Annotated in this window: 15 protein-coding genes; all 15 read right to left on the bottom strand. The window is 47.8% G+C overall.

The window, feature by feature from the left end:
* Positions 1 to 151 precede the first annotated feature (151 nt).
* A complete protein-coding gene (locus M3212_RS01600; RefSeq protein WP_251192172.1) occupies positions 152 to 640 on the bottom strand; it encodes a DUF6115 domain-containing protein in 489 nt (162 codons plus the stop codon).
* A gap of 12 nt (positions 641 to 652) precedes the next feature.
* Complete coding sequence (locus tag M3212_RS01595) at positions 653 to 961, bottom strand: hypothetical protein (protein WP_251192171.1); 309 nt, start codon at positions 959 to 961, stop codon at positions 653 to 655.
* Between the two features lie 34 nt (positions 962 to 995).
* Positions 996 to 2,378 carry a DUF342 domain-containing protein gene (locus M3212_RS01590; RefSeq protein ID WP_251192170.1) on the bottom strand — a complete coding sequence of 461 codons (1,383 nt, stop codon included), beginning with the start codon at positions 2,376 to 2,378 and terminating at the stop codon, positions 996 to 998.
* A 17-nt stretch (positions 2,379 to 2,395) separates the two neighbouring features.
* Positions 2,396 to 3,187, bottom strand: a complete 792-nt coding sequence (locus tag M3212_RS01585) for a FliA/WhiG family RNA polymerase sigma factor (protein ID WP_251192169.1) — start codon at positions 3,185 to 3,187, stop codon at positions 2,396 to 2,398.
* 15 nt (positions 3,188 to 3,202) lie between these two features.
* Positions 3,203 to 3,523, bottom strand: a complete 321-nt coding sequence (locus M3212_RS01580) for a hypothetical protein (RefSeq protein WP_251192168.1) — start codon at positions 3,521 to 3,523, stop codon at positions 3,203 to 3,205.
* Positions 3,524 to 3,525: 2 nt separating this feature from the next.
* Positions 3,526 to 4,014: a chemotaxis protein CheD gene (locus tag M3212_RS01575; protein WP_251192167.1), complete on the bottom strand. Its 489-nt coding sequence runs from the start codon at positions 4,012 to 4,014 to the stop codon at positions 3,526 to 3,528.
* A complete protein-coding gene (locus M3212_RS01570) occupies positions 4,007 to 4,645 on the bottom strand; it encodes a chemotaxis protein CheC (protein ID WP_251192166.1) in 639 nt (212 codons plus the stop codon). The genes M3212_RS01575 and M3212_RS01570 overlap by 8 nt, the downstream gene beginning before the upstream one ends.
* Positions 4,646 to 4,666: 21 nt before the next feature.
* On the bottom strand, positions 4,667 to 5,728 hold the full coding sequence (locus tag M3212_RS01565) for a protein-glutamate methylesterase/protein-glutamine glutaminase (RefSeq protein WP_349774161.1): 1,062 nt from the start codon (positions 5,726 to 5,728) through the stop codon (positions 4,667 to 4,669).
* A gap of 108 nt (positions 5,729 to 5,836) precedes the next feature.
* On the bottom strand, positions 5,837 to 6,697 hold the full coding sequence (locus tag M3212_RS01560) for a MinD/ParA family protein (RefSeq protein ID WP_251192165.1): 861 nt from the start codon (positions 6,695 to 6,697) through the stop codon (positions 5,837 to 5,839).
* Positions 6,690 to 7,835 (bottom strand): flagellar biosynthesis protein FlhF, encoded by a 1,146-nt coding sequence (gene flhF, locus M3212_RS01555; RefSeq protein ID WP_251192164.1) that lies wholly within the window; start codon positions 7,833 to 7,835, stop codon positions 6,690 to 6,692. The genes M3212_RS01560 and flhF overlap by 8 nt, the downstream gene beginning before the upstream one ends.
* On the bottom strand, positions 7,832 to 9,868 hold the full coding sequence (flhA, locus tag M3212_RS01550) for a flagellar biosynthesis protein FlhA (RefSeq protein ID WP_251192163.1): 2,037 nt from the start codon (positions 9,866 to 9,868) through the stop codon (positions 7,832 to 7,834). The genes flhF and flhA overlap by 4 nt, the downstream gene beginning before the upstream one ends.
* A 73-nt stretch (positions 9,869 to 9,941) precedes the next feature.
* Positions 9,942 to 11,021 carry a flagellar biosynthesis protein FlhB gene (gene flhB, locus M3212_RS01545; protein WP_285873910.1) on the bottom strand — a complete coding sequence of 360 codons (1,080 nt, stop codon included), beginning with the start codon at positions 11,019 to 11,021 and terminating at the stop codon, positions 9,942 to 9,944.
* A gap of 2 nt (positions 11,022 to 11,023) precedes the next feature.
* On the bottom strand, positions 11,024 to 11,800 hold the full coding sequence (fliR, locus tag M3212_RS01540) for a flagellar biosynthetic protein FliR (RefSeq protein ID WP_251192162.1): 777 nt from the start codon (positions 11,798 to 11,800) through the stop codon (positions 11,024 to 11,026).
* The gene (gene fliQ, locus M3212_RS01535) at positions 11,800 to 12,069 is read right to left on the bottom strand and encodes a flagellar biosynthesis protein FliQ (protein ID WP_251192161.1); all 270 of its coding nucleotides are present in this window, start codon (positions 12,067 to 12,069) and stop codon (positions 11,800 to 11,802) included. Before fliQ ends, fliR begins: the two co-directional genes overlap by 1 nt.
* Before the next feature lie 18 nt (positions 12,070 to 12,087).
* Positions 12,088 to 12,783: a flagellar type III secretion system pore protein FliP gene (fliP, locus tag M3212_RS01530; RefSeq protein WP_285873947.1), complete on the bottom strand. Its 696-nt coding sequence runs from the start codon at positions 12,781 to 12,783 to the stop codon at positions 12,088 to 12,090.

The raw sequence follows: 12,783 nt of genomic DNA, 5'->3' as shown, positions 1-12,783 counted from the left end.
TTCAATTTTGGTTTTTTTTCCTCCGCTTTCCTCATCTTTGTCCAACACTGATCAATCAATCAGCACCCTTGAACAAATTAGAAAACGTGTGTGATTAACACCGTTGATTAATATATCATATCACTTTATGCGTTGCAAGTAGTTTCCCCGATCAGCGGTAAAATTTTAACAACAGTTCAACTTCGCCCTTACCGACGTTCAATGTGCGGGCAATTTCTTCGGCGCTTTTCCCCTGTTTAGCGAGTAACAGCACCCTCGCCGTGTCGGATTGTTCAAAGGAGACCTCTTCACCGTCGTCAACCGGGGGCGGCTGATAATCCTCGTATCCGGATGGTGACGGCGGCTCTTTCTCAGTCTGGACGGTTTCTTTGGCGGCGTTCGCAACGGAAGCCTGGCTTTCGACAGCGCTTTCGTTTTTCGGCGCTTCAGTCTGCTTTTGCCGGAGTTGCGCCAGTAGCCGCTCATTTTCTTCCTTCATTTCGGCTGTATAGGCGAGCAAAATGTCTTCAATTTCCTGCTTGAGCTGTTCACTGTCTTCAATGGTGTGCTCGGCGATTGAATTACGTTTCATCAATGTTAAAATCCACAGAAACGTTACCCCGTGCAGGAGTAAACTAATGATTAATAACGTCGTCGTCATCTCTTCCCTCTCTTACCCTGAAAAATCAATAAATTTACCCTTGTAAGGGTGTTTCGCTTCAGGCTGTTTTTCCTCCTGCTTTTTCGACCGCTGCTGCGACTCCTGATCCTGCCCCCCGGCTTCGCCATCGTGATGAAACCTGGCTTGCTCGGAATCACTTGCCTCATTGACCTGTCGCCGCTTTTGCAGTTCCTCATCCTTTTGCTGCTGAGTCAGCAGTTCCTGGCTTACTTGGCCACGCTGCTGCAACTGGTCCTGGAGTTTGCCGGCTTTTTGTGATTGCGGAATCGAACCTTGCACTTCAATTGGACGGACACTCACCTTTTTCCCCTCACTTTCGCACGTTTTTCCGGAACTACTTAGTCGTTATCACGATTTCAGAGTCAACCAACGAAATATACGGGTAACGATAGATGGACATCAAATTTCGTTTATATTTGCCAAAATGAACATCGACGTTGGGATGAATTACGTTTTCCGCCTGAATAAAGCCGTCCTTTGACTGCGCCTCACTTAGCAGCTCCTGCTGCTTTTCTGTCAGCAGCTCAATCGACTGCTTCACTGTTTGAAAAGCATGGAGCGCCTTCAGCTTCGACAGCTTGTCCTTTCCGGTTAACGGACCGTTTACCCGTTCTTTTTCAAGGTAATTCTTGAGCAGCTTCGCCAGCTTGGTGAATTCATCCTGCGCTTTCTCTAACTCTCTCTCTGTCTTCTGCTGTTGCTGCAGGATCTTTTCATGAACGCCAATAAATAAGGAGGTTTTCGTTTGCATGCTATTGCCGATTTCTTTTGCCTGAATGCTTTTCAATGCGGAAAGGGAACCGCCGACAATTGTGCCTTTTCCCGTCAGGCAAATAATGCTTCCCGCTGCGGAGCAGGTGCTGTGAAGAATGGTCTGCTTGACGATAATGTCACCGCCGACCTCAACATGACCTTGATTGATAAAGGTGGTCTCAAGATCGCCTGCCGCCGAAATGAAGCTGCGATTTTGTCCGACTACACCGGCACCGATATAAATCGACCCGCCGGCTTCAAGCTTGGCTCCCTCTACGGTTCCGCCAATCCGGATGTCACCGCCTGCCTTCACTTCAAATCCGGCCGGGACACCGCCACGCACCGTTACATTCCCGACAAAGGAGATGTTTCCCGTCTTCATGCTAATATCGTCATTCACTTCGTAAGTCGGCAGGACATGAACCGTATACTTATCCATACTGATCTGACCATCAACAAGCGAGTAAAGCGTTTGATTCTTTTCATCAAGCCGCGTGTTCTTCCCTTTTCGTAAAGTGAAATCACGTCCTGGTTTAGCCGCTACCTTCTGACCAAGGACATTTGTTCCGTCCACCCCTTCAGTAGCAGCGACCTTTACTGCAATTTTGTCCCCGGCGCGGATCGTCGGAATATAAAGAATGTCCTTTAAATCCACCCTGTCGCTTTCCGGCTCCATCAGAGAAGGATCCACACTGGAATAGGCCACAAGATCCAAATAAGCATGACTGCCGTGCTCCGGCGGTTTCCCGGTCGCAATGACCTGTTGCTGCTTGCTGGAAAGCTTCACGACTTTCTCCACAGCTTTCTCATCAATTCCAAATGTAATTCCCTTTTCGTTAATAAACTGCTTTAGTTCCTCAACTGTAGGGTGCTCGTCATCGGGTAATTTTGATTGCTGAATAATAGAAGCTTCCATTTTATCTGGTGATATGACTACTTCATAGAACTCCCCTAATTCAATCATAACATCATTCCCTTAGTTTATTCGTCGAATGAGCGAGCCCGTTTCTCTCTTTCCGGTCTCATCGCCTGCTGCAGCCGAAAGATCGATTTGGAATGGATTTGTGAAATACGTGAGGTCGAGAGCTGTAAGATCTGCCCAATCTCCGTCAATGTCAATTCTTCAAAATAGAACAGGCTGATCACGAGCTGTTCCTTCTCTGATAGACCTTCGATCAGCCTCGCAAGCTCCTGCTTTGTCGCGAGCTCCATCGCATGCTCTTCAGGGGTTTTCGTTTGTTTATCCTCAATGACAGAAGCGTAGGTTTCATTTCGCTCGTCCTCCTGAGTCGGCTCATAAATCGAGAGGCGGTGGGAGGCAAGCTGTTCAGCAATCAGCTGTTCAACCTCCTGACTGTCCATCTCAAGCTCAGTCGCCACTTCTTCACTCGTCACATTCCGGCCGTAGCGTTGCTCTAGCATTTCGGTCGCGGCATCAATTTTCTTAATTTTTTCCCGCATCGTTCTCGAAAGCCAATCCTCTTTCCGCAATCCATCGATGATCGCTCCCCTGACCCGAAAGGAAGCGTATGTATCAAATTTCAGATCGCGTTCCGGATTAAATTTTTCAAGTGCGTCATACAGTCCCATCAACCCGTGACTGATCAAATCATCTTTTTGCACACTGCGCGGCAATCCGACTGAAATTCGCTGAACATGGTAATGAACAAGCGGCAAGTAGCGGCGGATCAGTTCATCGCAAGCATCATGACTTCGTTCCTCGAACCACTGTTTCCAAAGTCTTTTTTCTTCTGTTGAATCTCCTCCAGCCATCTCTTACCTCCTTCTCTATTCGGACCGCAGCAGGTCTTTTATCATTTGCGATGCCTGTTCAGTATCGATTTCTTCTACTGTCTGCTTTTCCTCCGGCTTTGCTGCTTGACGATCTTCCAGCGGCTCGCTTTCTTCCCCGGCTTCTTCTTCGCCAACGTCACGAGAGGCAAGCTGCCATAAAAAACGAAACACATATGTAAGGACCCAGCCGGCAACAAATGCAAGACAGAAACGGACAAACGAGGTCAAAAGCAGATTTGTCGTAAGAGAAGCAACAAAAACAAGTATTCCGGAAAAGCAGGCTACGATAAAATGAATAAGCAATGGATGAAACAAGATTATATCTCCTTTATTCCTTGGTTCACTGTACGAATGTGCAGCTTTTTCGATTGTGGGTCGAATTCGATTGTCCGGCCGCTACTTCCTCCTACATCTTCCGCTATAATAGGAATTCGCAATTGATTGAGTTTTTCCTTTATTGCTTCTACATTTCGCGGCCCGATACGCATCATGTCATTTCCCGTTGAGAAAGAAAACATTTGCGCGCCGCCGGCCAGCTTCGCTTTCAGGGAGAACGTCCTCGCTCCCTCGACTTCTAGGCAGTGTAGCAGCGCTGGAATAGCCGTGTCCGCATATTTCGCCGGATTAGGACGATCCTGCCGGCAAAGTGACGAGCTTGGCAGCATCACATGAGCCATGCCCGCCACGAGCCTTACTTCATCATATAAGACAAGTCCGACACACGAACCAAGCCCTGAGGTACGAATTGTATCCGGGGGGCATACCGTATTTAACTCCGCCATTCCAACTTTAATGACATTACTCATTTTCTCCCACCCCTAATACCGAAAAAATCACCTCAAATGAATCAGGATCTGGTAAAAGAAAGAAGTGACCCTTCATTTGCTCTTCGTCCCCATCAAGCTCTTTTATTTGTGTATCAATGACGATTGCAGAATCGCCAACCTGTGAAAGCTCAATCAAACCATAGCTTAAAATCGCCCCAGCCATGTCGACACTGAAGCCTGGTACAGACGGCTGCAAACTCAATTTCGTAAAATCTGAAAACGATGACAAATATGAGCCGGCCAAAATATTGCCGATCTCCTGAAAAGCCGAAATTCCAACTTCATGATAAGGGGGGGACTGCAGTTGAAAAGAGGTGATCCCCGTCAGCTGACGTACGATTTTTTCAATATCTTCAATTTTCGAGATGAAAAACAGACTTCCCGGAGCCTCTCCCTCAATTCTTAAAAAAATGGCCGCCACTTCAGTTTCAGCACCTCCGACCTGCTCTGGCAGCTCCTGAAAGGAAACGATCCGTACCGCAGGCACGCTCATTTCAATCGTTTTGTTCAAAAGCTGGGACAAAGCAGTCGCCGCATGACCTGCGCCAATGTTACCGATCTCTTTTAACACATCAAGATGATAAGGCTTGAGCCGTTGCAAAAAATCCATCGTCATCCCCCTTCCTTTTTCTTAGTGAACTTGACGTATAATCCGGCCGGCAATTTCCTGAATATGAACAACCTCATCAACTAATTTCGTACGGATTGCGACCTTCGGCATTCCGAAGACGACGCATGATTCCTCCGCCTCGGCAATCGCGTAACAGCTGCCGGATTGCTTCAGCTTCATTAATCCTTCAGAGCCGTCAGCGCCCATGCCCGTCATAATCACGGCAATCGTTTCAATGTCATCGATCGCCGCAAGCGATTCATACATCACATCAACCGCCGGGCGGTGCCCACGCCTCGGTTCCTCCAAATGAGTCTCGATCACATAGGAGGAATGCTGTTCCCTGACCGATAAATGATAGCCTCCCGGGGCAATATACGCGATTCCGTCTTGTAAAACATCACCATTCTCCGCTTCTTTTACCGTTATTTCTGACAGTGAATCAAGACGTTCCGCCAGCGAACGGGTAAAGCCGGCCGGCATGTGCTGGACGATTAAAACCGGCGCTTTCAACGAGCCCGGAAGCTTCGTAATAACATCCTTCAGCGCTTTCGGTCCTCCGGTTGACGTTCCAATGGCGATCATTTGCCGAGCCGGAGACGACGAGGCCCGTTTTTGCCTTGTCGCAAACTGGGTTTCGCGCGGCTGAATAATCGGCTTCGGTGAAGAGCGGCGGAGACGTGCCCTTGCCGCATACACCACCTTTTCAACGATTTCATTTTCAACGCGGTCAATATCAAGTGAAATCGCGCCGGAAGGCTTCGTGACAAAGTCAACCGCGCCATATTCCATTGCCAACAGCGTATTTTCTGCCCCTTGCTTCGTTGTGCTGCTGATCATCACGACCGGGCAAGGGTCGTCATTCATTACATGCTTTAATGTTTCCAATCCATTCATAATCGGCATTTCCACATCAAGAGTCATGACGTCAGGGCGAAGCTGCTTCCGTTTACGAAGTGCATCTTCCCCATTACGAGCGGTGCCAATAACGTGGATACGCGGATCCTGATTAAGCATATCTGAGATTACTTTCCGCATAAATGCAGAATCATCAACGACAAGTACTTGAATTTTCCTTTCCACGTTTATCCCTAACTTTCTCCAAAATTTTCTCGTCTGTACGTCGAGCTCTTTTTCGAATCGCCGCCAAACCCGGCAAGCTTTCAACCTTTGGCGCTGTTCCTTTGACGCTTAACCTTGCTTTTCCTTGAAAAGATGCTTAACCCTTGAAATTAATTGACTGAAACCGGCAGCTTTCTTCGTCGTTTCTCCTAAATAAAGCGCCGTCAGTTTATCCATTGCCAAACTGGCCTTGGCATCCTTTTTGTAAAGGACAAACGGAACCTGCGCTTTAACAGCTTTTTGCACGATCGGATCTGCCGGGATATAGCCTAAAGGGTTCAGCTCTTTTTGCAAAAATTGGCTGGCGACACGTTGAAAACTGGCCAGCGTTCGCTTTCCCTCTTTATCTGAATCGGCTCGATTGACAACAATATGAAGAGGCATCTTCCCCTCATTTAAGTAAATATACTTGACCATCGCATAAGCATCGGTCATCGCCGGCGGTTCCGGCGTCGTCACAACTAGCACGTCATCCGCCGCCAGAATAAACTGAATGCTGTCTTTCGTAGCCCCTGCTCCCATATCCAAAATAATATAATCAAAATGCTGTCCGATTATTTCAAATTGAGAGAAAAAGCGTTCCATTTTCCGATCGTCCAGCTCGACAAACTTTGAGAAACCCGAGCCGCCGCCAATATAGGCAATGCCTTCGGGTCCCTGCTCGATAATATCCCAGATCGACAGCTCGGAATCAAGTAGATTCATAATATGATAGCGCGGCGAAAGCCCCATCAGAATATCGACATTTGCCATCCCGATATCAAGGTCTATAATCGCCACACGCTGTCCCTTCTTCGCAAGCGAAATCGCGAAATTGAGACTAATATTGGACTTGCCAACGCCTCCTTTGCCGCTGACCACGGCGATCACCTTCGCCTCGGCATTCGGAGCATCCATCATCCTGCGTAAGCTTTCAGCCTGGTCATACATGCTTATCCACCCCTAGCACAGAGCGGATCACATAAGGAACCGTTGCTTCCATTATATCATCCGGTACGTTTTGCCCGTTCGTAATATAAGCAATTCCTTTCCCATGCTCCAATGGAATATTGAGCAGTGCTCCCAAGCTCGCTGTTTCATCCTGCTTTGTTAAAATCACCTTTTCGATCTGAAGTAAAGAAAACTGGTGGATGATCTCATTCATATCCTCATATTTTGCCGTTAATGAAAGAACGAGAAAAGTCTCTGCCTGCTGTTCAAAATCAATAACCTTCGCCAGCTCCTCGATATAAAGCGGGTTGCGAAAATTTCTCCCGGCTGAATCAACCAAAATATAATCGTACTGTTCAAATTGCGAGACCGCCCGTGAAAAGTCGTCAATCGAATAGGCTACCTCCAGCGGGATATTTAAGATCTTCGCATAGGTTTTAATTTGCTCAATCGCGGCAATCCGGTACGTGTCTGTCGTAATCAGCGCAACTTTCTTTTGCTTTTTAAGGAGGAGATGGGCAGCAAGCTTGGCAATCGTCGTCGTTTTTCCAACACCCGTCGGTCCAACGATGTTAATCATTTTCTTCGAAAAGGAAAGACCGCCAAACGGTACGCCGGCCAATTCATGCTCAAGGTAACGGCCAAGCTCCTTTTGCACGTCCAGCCCGGTCCGTTCTGCTTCGGGCTGCTCGTACCACTCTTTTAAGGCGTGCTTGAGCAGTTGCAGACGGATCTGCTTAGAAACACCCTGCTTTTTCAACTGATCCTCAACCGCCTGAAACGGGCGAGGATACTCATGACCCTCGCTCTGATTGGCCTGTTCTTTTGTCGCCAGCTCACCGATCATCGCTTTCAACTGATTCATTTCCTTAAGAAGACGTTCCTGCTCGGCCGGCTTAACCCGTGCGGGGGGAGGTGTGACCGGAGCGGCAGTCTTAATCCGTCCTTCCTTACGAATTTTCGCCGGACCCGGGTCCACCGCAGCGACTACCTCCAGCTGTTTCTTCGCAAACAGGCCGAACACTCCGCCTGTTTTCACTTCCTTGGAATGGAGGATAACAGCCTCATCGCCTAATTCACCGCGGATCCGTTTCATCGCTTCCGGCATCGTCGCTGCGAAATACTTCTTTACTTTCATTCAACATTCACCACCCCTACACTTTGCACCTCGACATCAGCCTCAAGCTCATTGTATGACAGGATCGGAACATGAGGCAAATACCGTTCAAACATCTGTCTAACATACATTCGTACAGCAGGAGAACAAAGGACAACAGGCGTTTGTCCCATTTGTGAGAGACGGTCGGTTTCCGTCGCGGCCGACTCAAGAATTTGCTGTGAAAGCGCCGGATCCATGGAAATAAAGTTGCCGTGCTCGGTTTGCTGGACCGCTTCAGCGACATTCTTCTCCACACTCCCGCTTAACGTAATCACATAGAGCGGTTCACCCGGAGTCGTCACCTGCTTCGAGATTTGACGGGATAATGACTGGCGCACATATTCAGTAACCAAATCCATATCCTTCGTCATTTGTCCATAATCAGCCAATGTTTCAAAGATAATCGGCAAATTCCGAATCGAAATATTCTCCTTCAGCAGGTTCGTTAATACTTTCTGGATGTCACCAATCGAGACCGTATTCGGCGTCACTTCCTCGACAAGAGCCGGATACGTTTCCTTCAGATGATCGACGAGCTGTTTCGTTTCCTGTCGTCCCAGAAGCTCATGAGCGTGGCGTTTAATCACTTCAGTCAAGTGAGTCGAAACAACCGACGGCGGATCAACGACCGTATAGCCCGCCAGTTCCGCCTGCTCCTTCATCTCTTCCCCGATCCACAATGCCGGAAGTCCAAACGCCGGCTCAATTGTCTCAATACCGACAATGGATTCATCTTCAATCCCAGGACTCATCGCCATATAATGGTCAAGCAGCAGCTCTCCCTTCGCGACTTCGTTTCCTTTTATTTTAATCGTATATTCGTTCGGCTGCAGCTGGATGTTGTCACGAATCCGGATCACAGGCACGATCATCCCGAGCTCAAGCGCCATTTGCCGCCGGATCATCACGACCCGGTCAAGTAAATCGCCGCCCTGATTCGCATCGGCTAGCGGGATTAATCCATAGCCGAACTCAAATTCAATCGGATCAATTTGCAAGAGGTTGACGACACTCTCCGGCGATTTCATATCGTCTGTCTCGTCTTCCTCCTCCTCACTCGCTTCTTCCGTCAACAGCTTCGTTTCCTGCTTCGAAAGCAGGTAGCCGCCAATTACTAAAATAAGGGCAATCGGCGTCGTCAGGAGCATGTTGATCGGCGTCAAGACTCCTAAGAGGAAGATCGTTCCCCCGGCAATATAGAGCATCTTCGGATACGCGAAAATCTGCTTCGTAATATCATGACCCAAGCTTCCTTCGGATGCCGCTCTTGTTACGACGATCCCGGTTGCCGTTGAAATTAACAGCGCCGGAATCTGACTGACAAGTCCGTCCCCGACCGTAAGCAGCGTGAACGTATTCGCCGAATCACCTAAACTCATCCCCATTTGCATCATTCCGATCACAAGACCGAAAATAAGATTAATAATCACGATGACGATACCGGCGATCGCATCCCCTTTAACGAATTTACTCGCCCCGTCCATCGCCCCGTAAAAATCAGCTTCCCGCTCGATCTTTTCCCGTCTTTCCTTCGCTTCAGCATCGGAAATCATCCCGGCGTTCAGATCGGCATCAATACTCATTTGCTTTCCTGGCATCGCATCTAGCGTGAAGCGCGCCCCAACCTCGGACACCCGCTCTGCCCCTTTAGTAATCACGACAAACTGGATGATGATCAAAATTAAAAAGACGACAAAGCCGACGAGCGCATTTCCCCCGACGACAAAGTTCCCGAACGTATCGATCACATTTCCAGCCTCGGCATTTCCTAGAATCGATCTTGTCGTCGATACGTTCAGACCTAATCGGAATAATGTAACGAGTAAAAGCAAGGTAGGAAAAATAGAAAATTGCAAAGGCTCGCGCGTATTCATCGCCACCAGAATAATAATAAGAGCAAGAGAGATATTGATGATGATTAACACATCCAGCATCGCCGGCGGCAATGGGATGATAAGCATGGCGACAATTAAAATAACACCTAATAATACAGATAGATCTCTTGCTCCCACGACGGTCTCTCCTTCATAAATAAATTCATTCCTGACTGGATGTCTCTCTTATCCAACGTTAAATATTCGCTTTTTATGCTTTTTTGTTTTTCAGACGGTACACATAGGCAAGCACTTCGGCAACAGCTTTAAACAGTTCTTCCGGAACTTGCTGACCGATGTCGGCCTGTTGGTAAAGCGCCCGCGCCAACGGCTTGTTTTCCACGGTGACAACCTCGTGCTTGGCCGCCACCCCTTTTATTTTTTGAGCGACAAAGTCAACACCCTTTGCCACGACGACCGGGGCATCTGATTTCGTCTCATCATAGCGCAACGCAACCGCAAAGTGAGTCGGATTTGTAATGACGACGTCAGCTTTAGGGACTTCCTGCATCATCCGCTGCATCGCCATCTCCATTTGCTTCTGCTTCCGCTTCGATTTGATTTTCGGATCGCCCTCCATATTTTTATGCTCATCCTTAATGTCCTTCTTCGACATTCTCATTTGCTTCTCATGATCGTAGCGCTGATACAGATAATCCGGCACCGACAGGATTAAGAGCAGAATCGCCACTGCGACCCCTAATGTAGCGGTTAACTGTGCCACGACATAGAAGCCGTCAGCAACACTTTTTTGCGATAAGAGCATGATATCTTCTAGGCTTGTCCAAATGATGACGAAAACCACGACGCCGACGAACGAGATTTTCAGCATTGATTTTAAAAATTCAACAAGCGCGCGCACGGAAAAAATCCGTTTTGCCCCTTGAATCGGGTCGAGTTTCGACAGCTTCATTTTGACCGCTTCCGGCGCAAAGAGGAAGCCAACCTGTATATAGCTCGCCGCCACTCCGGCAATCAGCGCAATCAGCATAATCGGCAATAAAACCATCGCTGATTCCATCGTCAATTCATAAAAGATGCTGCCGAAGCTCGATCCTGTTATATCCATCAGCAAATACGTTTGAAACGTATGCTTCAATAAATTAATCAGCGTTTGACCAAGCATGCCGCCAAATAGCCAAAGAAAGAGGAAAACCAAAAGCAGGATAATCGCCGTATTGACGTCTGTACTTTTGGCGACTTGTCCTTTCTTCCGCTGATCCATCCGCTTTTTCGGTGTTGCTTTTTCCGTTTTTTCTTCGGCAAAAAATTGCAGGTTCAGCCTAATCATGCTTATGCTCCTCCCAGCATGGCGAGCAATGTGCGCATTGCTACGATTACTTGATCAAACAATCCCCGGACGACCATCATAAATGCTCCCATATAAACCGTCAGCAGCAGCAGCCCGACGAGTATCTTCAATGGTAAACCGACGACAAAGACATTCATCTGTGGAACGGCTCTGGAAATCATCCCGAGCCCGACATCGACGAGAAAGAGCGAGCCGACGATCGGAAAAGCCATTTGAAAGGCGATGACAAACATCGCATTAAACGTCGACACGGCATGCCAGACGATGTTCTCCTGGCCAAGCGGCAGAAACGCCTGCTCCATCGGTACATATTGATAGCTGTAATAAATGCCGTCAAGCAGCAGATGATGACCGTTAACCGCAAGTAAAAATAATAAGGCAAATGTATATAAATACCCTCCGATAAGCGGACTTTGCGCTCCCGTCTGAGGGTCGACAATATTCGCAATTAAAAAGCCCATATTATAATCAATGAACCCCCCGGCCACCTGAATGGCATAGAGGAGGATCGTCGCCAGCAGACCGACAAGTAAGCCGACAAGAACTTCCTTAATAATAAGTAAGAAATAAGTGCCATCAAACACAAGCATCGGTGCGTCAATCGTAAAAATCATGATCCAGGCAAGAAACAAAGAAATGCCGACTTTGAACGTATTCGGTACTGTACGATGGGCATACAGCGGCAGGACGGTGAAAAAGGCCAGCACGCGGACAAACACAAGCAGAAAAGCAGGTAATAGTGATAAAAATTCAGTCATTAGCCAATATACCGATGCAGATTATTAAAAATCTGATACGCAAAATTTGTCATATACGACAGCATCCACGGGCCAAAAATCACCAAGGCGACAAGTACTCCGACAATTTTCGGGATAAACGCCAATGTCTGCTCTTGAATTTGCGTCGTGGCCTGGAAAATACTGACGAGCAAACCGAGTCCTAAAGCGATAATTAATAACGGTCCTGCCACGAGTAGAACAGTCCACACTCCACTTTCAGCCATGCTGATCACAAATTCAGAACTCATACCCTACACACCATCCCTCTAATTAAAACTAATCAGCAGTGATTGAACAATCAAATACCACCCATCCACTAACACAAATAAAAGTATTTTAAACGGTAACGCAATCATGACCGGAGGAAGCATCATCATTCCCATTGACATCAGCACGCTGGCGACGATCATATCAATCACGAGAAATGGCACAAAAATCAGGAAGCCGATTTGAAAGGCCGTTTTCAGCTCGCTGATCGCAAAAGCGGGAACGAGCGCCGTCAGCGGAATATCATCAAGCGTTTCCGGACGATCATAGCCGCCATATCCCATAAATAACGCCAAATCCTTCTCACGCGTGTGCTGCGCCATAAACTCCTTCATCGGTGCGGCGGCAAGATCAAATGCTTCTGCCTGGTCAATCTCACCATTAAAAAATGGAGTTAACGCCTGCTCATTCACTTCGGCAAAAACCGGCGCCATAATAAAAAAAGTTAAAAAGAGTGCAATGCCGATCAACACCTGGTTCGGCGGCATCGATTGCGTTGCCAGTCCCTGCCGGACAAACGACAGCACAATCACGATTCTCGTAAAGCTTGTCATTAAAATCAAAATCGATGGAGCCAGTGACAAAACTGTTAAAACGAGCAGCAATTGGAGCGTTGTCGCCACATTGGCCGGATCATCAGAAAGAAAGTTGCCAAAATCGATGCCCGGAATGTTGGTGATTGCCGGTATGATCAT

Source organism: Halalkalibacter oceani (genome assembly GCF_023715705.1).
Classification (GTDB): domain Bacteria; phylum Bacillota; class Bacilli; order Bacillales; family Bacillaceae_D; genus Halalkalibacter; species Halalkalibacter oceani_A.
The sequence above is the reverse complement of the archived record's forward strand: the minus strand, read 5'-3'. Positions and strand labels throughout refer to the sequence as shown.

Excerpts from the sequence above, each read along its gene's own strand:
- M3212_RS01570 (WP_251192166.1), bottom strand. The coding sequence starts at position 4,645 with ATGGATTTTTTGCAACGGCTCAAGCCTTATCATCTTGATGTGTTAAAA.
- M3212_RS01575 (WP_251192167.1), bottom strand. The coding sequence starts at position 4,014 with ATGAGTAATGTCATTAAAGTTGGAATGGCGGAGTTAAATACGGTATGC.
- flhB (WP_285873910.1), bottom strand. The coding sequence starts at position 11,021 with ATGATTAGGCTGAACCTGCAATTTTTTGCCGAAGAAAAAACGGAAAAA.
- flhF (WP_251192164.1), bottom strand. The coding sequence starts at position 7,835 with ATGAAAGTAAAGAAGTATTTCGCAGCGACGATGCCGGAAGCGATGAAA.
- M3212_RS01560 (WP_251192165.1), bottom strand. The coding sequence starts at position 6,697 with ATGTATGACCAGGCTGAAAGCTTACGCAGGATGATGGATGCTCCGAAT.
- fliP (WP_285873947.1), bottom strand. The coding sequence starts at position 12,783 with ATGATCATACCGGCAATCACCAACATTCCGGGCATCGATTTTGGCAAC.
- M3212_RS01585 (WP_251192169.1), bottom strand. The coding sequence starts at position 3,187 with ATGGCTGGAGGAGATTCAACAGAAGAAAAAAGACTTTGGAAACAGTGG.
- M3212_RS01600 (WP_251192172.1), bottom strand. The coding sequence starts at position 640 with ATGACGACGACGTTATTAATCATTAGTTTACTCCTGCACGGGGTAACG.
- fliQ (WP_251192161.1), bottom strand. The coding sequence starts at position 12,069 with ATGAGTTCTGAATTTGTGATCAGCATGGCTGAAAGTGGAGTGTGGACT.
- fliR (WP_251192162.1), bottom strand. The coding sequence starts at position 11,800 with ATGACTGAATTTTTATCACTATTACCTGCTTTTCTGCTTGTGTTTGTC.
- M3212_RS01590 (WP_251192170.1), bottom strand. The coding sequence starts at position 2,378 with ATGATTGAATTAGGGGAGTTCTATGAAGTAGTCATATCACCAGATAAA.